The sequence below is a fragment of the Streptomyces sp. NPDC001156 genome (assembly GCF_053598275.1).
This window is the reverse complement of record NZ_JBSFJX010000369.1, coordinates 1-4,799: the sequence shown is the minus strand read 5'-3', so window position 1 is coordinate 4,799 and position 4,799 is coordinate 1. Positions and strand designations below refer to the sequence as shown.

At 65.8% G+C, this 4,799-nt stretch carries 6 protein-coding genes; 1 reads left to right on the top strand and 5 read right to left on the bottom strand.

The window, feature by feature from the left end; all coding sequences use genetic code 11:
• Positions 1-495 precede the first annotated feature (495 nt).
• Positions 496-1,137, bottom strand: a complete 642-nt coding sequence (locus ACWDA7_RS50500; protein ID WP_450614648.1) for an SMI1/KNR4 family protein — start codon at positions 1,135-1,137, stop codon at positions 496-498.
• A 425-nt stretch (positions 1,138-1,562) separates the two neighbouring features.
• On the bottom strand, positions 1,563-2,180 hold the full coding sequence (locus tag ACWDA7_RS50495; protein WP_450614646.1) for a hypothetical protein: 618 nt from the start codon (positions 2,178-2,180) through the stop codon (positions 1,563-1,565).
• A 513-nt stretch (positions 2,181-2,693) separates the two neighbouring features.
• Between ACWDA7_RS50495 and ACWDA7_RS50490 the strand changes: the two genes are divergently transcribed.
• Positions 2,694-3,413, top strand: a complete 720-nt coding sequence (locus tag ACWDA7_RS50490) for a class I SAM-dependent methyltransferase (RefSeq protein WP_450614644.1) — start codon at positions 2,694-2,696, stop codon at positions 3,411-3,413.
• A 418-nt stretch (positions 3,414-3,831) separates the two neighbouring features.
• Here ACWDA7_RS50490 and ACWDA7_RS50485 read toward each other — a convergent pair whose 3' ends face one another.
• The 3 genes from ACWDA7_RS50485 to ACWDA7_RS50475 are packed head-to-tail and all read right to left on the bottom strand — an operon-like array spanning position 3,832 to position 4,578.
• Positions 3,832-4,188, bottom strand: coding sequence for a hypothetical protein (locus ACWDA7_RS50485; RefSeq protein ID WP_450614642.1), 357 nt, complete (start codon positions 4,186-4,188; stop codon positions 3,832-3,834).
• 33 nt (positions 4,189-4,221) lie between these two features.
• Complete coding sequence (locus ACWDA7_RS50480) at positions 4,222-4,377, bottom strand: hypothetical protein (RefSeq protein WP_450614640.1); 156 nt, start codon at positions 4,375-4,377, stop codon at positions 4,222-4,224.
• Positions 4,378-4,389: 12 nt separating this feature from the next.
• Positions 4,390-4,578 (bottom strand): hypothetical protein, encoded by a 189-nt coding sequence (locus ACWDA7_RS50475; RefSeq protein ID WP_450614639.1) that lies wholly within the window; start codon positions 4,576-4,578, stop codon positions 4,390-4,392.
• Positions 4,579-4,799: the final 221 nt, after the last annotated feature.

The window sequence follows — 4,799 nt, the reverse complement described above, 5'->3', positions numbered from 1 at the left end:
CACGGCAGACTGCCCCGCGCGACCAGCACGAGCACCCGCGCACAGAATCACACCAGGCCCGTGACCTGCCACTTCACGATGCACACCACTCACTGCCCTGGCTCCAGCTGGGCGAAGGAAACTCGACAAGCCCCAGCCACCAACCATGGTCGTCCAGCCAAAGGCGAGACTGGCCACGCCGGCGAAGTCCAAGGGGGCACAGCCGGGCCCTGGCGGCCCCAGCCACGAGCCGCGACGCGGGAGAGGTAGGTGCCATGACGACATTCTCCTCCAGTGCAACGCGACCTACGGGCGCCTGAGGGGGCCCTTGCTGTACGGCGCCGCCTTGGCGTCCGGTCCGGGTGAGGCCAGGTCGAAGGCGTTGGGGTCTGCGGCCAGATCCACTTCCGCGCGGCCCTCTCGGCGCCGGTCAGCCCGCCGCCCTGCGCGTACCTCACACGCCAAGGGCTATCGCCACCAAGAGCCAACTGTCAGGAGAACGCCCCGACTTCACGCTCAGGAACGGATTTCCCAATCGAGGCAACGGTGGCCCGACCCGTCATCGTAGGGTGTGGGCCAGTGATTCAGGAAAGGAGTGCTCGTTTCCAGAGCATCAGCCAGCGCGCGGAAGAACTCGGTGAGGGTGGTTGCCCAGAGCGTCCCCTCCAGATCTCCCGATCCGATGCCCATCTCATAGACATGCCCGTACGAAGGGCCGGGTCGATGATCGACAAAGGCCACGCCACCATCGTTGGGCAGCGCGAAAGGCACGCATCGATGCAGATTCACCGCCAGGGCTTCTTCATCCCAGAGGTCGGCGTCGATGTTGTCCTCGCCGACGTCCACGAGTATGTCGTATTCCTCGAGGATGTCGTCCACACAGCTCATCCGATGGCCCAGCGGAAGGAAGGCCCCGGCATGCAGAGCTGCTGCACTCATCCCGGGGAAGGCTGAGGGAGCAGCGGCTCCGTCGTGCAGGTCCAACAGCGTCCTCAGCTCTGGGTGCAGTGGGAATCCCAGTCGTGCTTCAAGCTCGGCGAGCTGTCCGCGGTCGGCAGGTCCGCGCAGTGTCGCCAGGTCGGCGGGCGAGTGCGTCTCAAGCCACGCCTCAAGTCGGGCCCATTCACGACGGAAGTCAGCAGGATCTGTCTGTGTCATGCGGCGAAGATAGACGGTCGTGCTGACAATGCGGTCTCGCACACAAACCTGACCCGAGGGCTGTCCCGTCACGCCTTCGAGGTCTGGCCAAGGGGTTGGACGTGGCCGTGGGTGATCAGGCAGGTGGCGATGCCGAGGAAGGCCTCATGGACGTCTCGCGTCGTCCCCAGCTGACTCGCAGTCGTCGGAAGCCATGAAGCTGGATCCGCGTGTGCAGCACGGACAGGATCCCCGCACAGCGCCTGCCTGCCCGGCACCCATGGCCATAGCCATCCCACAGCTTCGGACCCGACCCGGGTGACAACGGCCCAATGAGCGACTGCAGTTCGTCCGAGACGATCACGCGGTGACTCCCTCCTCCTACGGCAAGATCAAGAAGCAAGCGGGCCGACAGTCGCAGAGTCGACAGTTTCTGTTGGGAGCCCTTATCGCTTGAGGCTGGCCATGAGGTCACGCATGTCGCTGATCATGGCCGGCTGGTACGAGGACAGATCAGGGGTGTCCGGTCCGTCACCGATCTGGTCGCCCGTGCCCTCGCCTTCATAGTGGGGAACGGCGGAGAGACTGAGGGAGAGGACCGTTCCGCCGTCCACGACCCGCAACTCGGTGTCGCCGAGAGACCGGGTGACCAAGTAGGCCTTGTCGCCGAGGTGCGTGACGGCCTTGACACTGTCTTCGGGAACGACCCCGAGATCGGTCACCCGTCGCCGCGCCTCGAACTCGGCCCCGGGGTCAGCCTTCTTGTGCTGTTCCACCGTGATGCCGACGGTGTAGTAGAGGAACCAGCCTGGCTTGGACTGCTTGGCAGTGGTTTCGGATTGAAGAGAGACGAAGCACTGGACCTGGTCGAGGGCGGGATCCCTCAGCAGTCCCGAATCGGTCAGGCTGGCCGAGTCTCTCGGTGCGATGGCTGCCTCGATCGACGCCAGCTGCACGGACGGGCAAGGGTCGTGGTCGAGGTGGTACCCCCGTGCGTCCGGCCTCGGAGTGCCCAGCCCGAAGTGGAACACCGCTGCCGCCCAGAGGGCCGATGCTGCCACCATTCCCCCCAGTGCCCACAGCCAGGGGCTTCGCGACCCACGTGGGCCGGTAGGCCTCCGGTCGAGGTCGCTGACTATCTCGGGTGTTTCAGCCGCGCCGATCTCTCCTGCCATCTCCGGCTCGGAAATCATGCTGCTCCCCTTCAGCTGCGCTTCGCGTGCATCTGGTTGATCGTAGAGCCGATCTGGCTGGGGCAGAGCAGGGCGGTGGGGGAGGCGAGTCACGGTGGCCCTTGCGGTCACCTGCGGCGCGGTGACTTCGACTGCTCAACGGCACCCATCCATGGCGGGGCTACGAAGGCGCGTCCGGGGAGGCCGGGAGTGATGTGTGGAGCGGCGCGAGGCCGCCGCGCCGGTACTACTGCTGTCGCGCCTGAAGTCACCGAAGCCGGTCGACCTCGAAATGCACTGGGGACCGGTTCCGAGAACGCGAGCGGCCACCGCCAGAGGAACCCGTCACCGGGAAGCCTGTGTCGGTCCCTCCCCCTTCGACCGAAGTGCTCGTAGCGTGGATGCGTGGTCAACACGATGGAAACGGATGAGCGCAGGAAGCGGGTCCGTGAAGTACGCCGTAGGCTCGCGCAGGAGGGGCCGCCACGAACGCGGGACGGCGAGGCGGACTTCGAGACGATCACGATGCCCGAACGTGAATGCGACCAGTTGCGTGACCTCCTGATCTCCGAGGGTGCGCAGACGCTTGTCGAGATCGGTCTTGCTTATGCCAGTTCCGCGCTCGCGATCGGTGAGGCGCTGGTCACGGTGAACCCACCGCGCGCTCGGCACGTCATCATCGACCCGTTTCAAGAACGTGACTGGTCCAATGCCGGCTGGGACCTGCTGCGCTCCGCGGGGCTGGACTCGATCGCGTCGCTCATGCTCGTTCCTTCGTCGATCGCGCTTCCGCAACTCCTCACGGAAGGTCTCGCTGTGGATGCGGCCTTCGTGGACGGCAGTCACCGGTTCCATGAAGTTTTCGTCGATCTCTACTTCCTGCGCAAGGTCGTTCGGCCCGGCGGGCTGATCATCGTCGATGACGCCTGGGCCCCGTCTGTGCGAACTGCCGTGCGCTACTACGAGAGGAACCTGGGATGGACGGTGCTTCCAGACGCCTTCCCCGGCGAAGCTCCGACGACGGTTTCCGCCGGTCCTCAGGTCGAACCAGTGACTCGCTGCACGGCCTTTCGCTTACCTGACCCGTCGTTCGAGCCGCCCTTCGAGGAGTTCCACACGTTCTGACGACACACGGGCGTGAACTTCCTTGCGGTCTCGAATACGGGGCGTACGCGTGGAGCGGCAACCGCAGAGTGCAGAGCGTCCTCCTCGTCCGATGGGCGCACAAAGAAGAGTCCGTCGTTCCATGCTCTGTGGGTTGGGGCGCGAGCCGGCCGGGGTGAGTTTGCGGCGGCGCGCCCAGTCACGGAACTGCTTGGGCCGCATACCGAATGAGTAGGCGGCCTGGTCGGTAGGGACCAGGGGGCGGCCGTCACGCCCGGTTCGTGCGGTGCTCACGTGTCCAGTGTGCCCAGGCACTGGAAGTACCAGTGGTTCAGCGACCGTTGAGCTCTCCTCCGGAGAGTTCGTCCTGGATGTACGCGGTGATCGTCGGCAACGTAATCGACCGATCGGCCTTCCTCTTCCTCTCGCCACGGCACGGTCAGGCGGAACCTGAGAGGTAGGAGACCGCGTACCCGTCGGGCCCCAGGAGCACCTCGGCCGGGCGGGCATGGCTGGCGGGCCACAGCTGGATCAGGTGCTCCTCCGGGTTCACGGGGGAGATGTCCACCAGCTGCCCCACGTCGGTGATCCGCAGGCCCTGGTCCCGGTTGCGCACATGCACCCGGACCCGGTGGAGGCCGCGGGCGCTGCTCAGGGTCAGATGGGGGTGATCCCCCTGGCTTCCCATGACCGTCAGGACCCTTTGCTGGATGTCGAGGTCGTACTCGCCGACCATGTCCCAGCCGCGGTCGACGGCCGGCGGCATCCGCTTGAGGACCTCGACCCGGCAGGGCACGGGGACGAAGTCGCTGCCGCAGATGACCGCCAGTCAGCCGGCCTCGCCGAACAGCAGCCCGTCCCGGCTGGGCGTATCAGCGCCGCTGCGCTCGCCTCCCGCCCAAACGTTGTAGTAGCCGTACTCCACGACGACGTCGGCGCTTCCGCTCTGCACGATCGCGCGGGACGGGCTGATGAGTTCTGGCACCGGATCAGGATGTCACCAGGAGGCGCTGCCGTTGGCCAAAACCGCCTTCATCCAGAACTTGTCGCCCTCGACCACGCGGTTGCTGGTATAGAAGGCGCTGGTGACATGAACGTCCGCGGCGGTGGTCGCGGCACCAGTGTGCCCGGTGGTGATCGAAGCGTGACGGCAGTGTGCGCAGGTCTCCACAAGGGTAGTGATCATGAAACCATCGGCCGCCACCCGTGACACCCTAGTCTGACGGGCCGCTGAATTGAGTGGCCCCGGGCGGGGTCAGGCGCCTGTACTCCGGGGGGAGGCAGCGGGCGCCATCGTGCAGGGGCAGGCTCTTACCGTTCCTAGTCAGTGAGCAGGAGTGAGTCTTGTACCCAATCCTGGTCAACTGGCGCATCCCGAACGGTGGTGGATGCACTGGTCTCCCGCGT

Excerpts from the sequence above, each read along its gene's own strand:
- ACWDA7_RS50475 (WP_450614639.1), bottom strand. The coding sequence starts at position 4,578 with ATGATCACTACCCTTGTGGAGACCTGCGCACACTGCCGTCACGCTTCG.
- ACWDA7_RS50500 (WP_450614648.1), bottom strand. The coding sequence starts at position 1,137 with ATGACACAGACAGATCCTGCTGACTTCCGTCGTGAATGGGCCCGACTT.
- ACWDA7_RS50495 (WP_450614646.1), bottom strand. The coding sequence starts at position 2,180 with ATGGTGGCAGCATCGGCCCTCTGGGCGGCAGCGGTGTTCCACTTCGGG.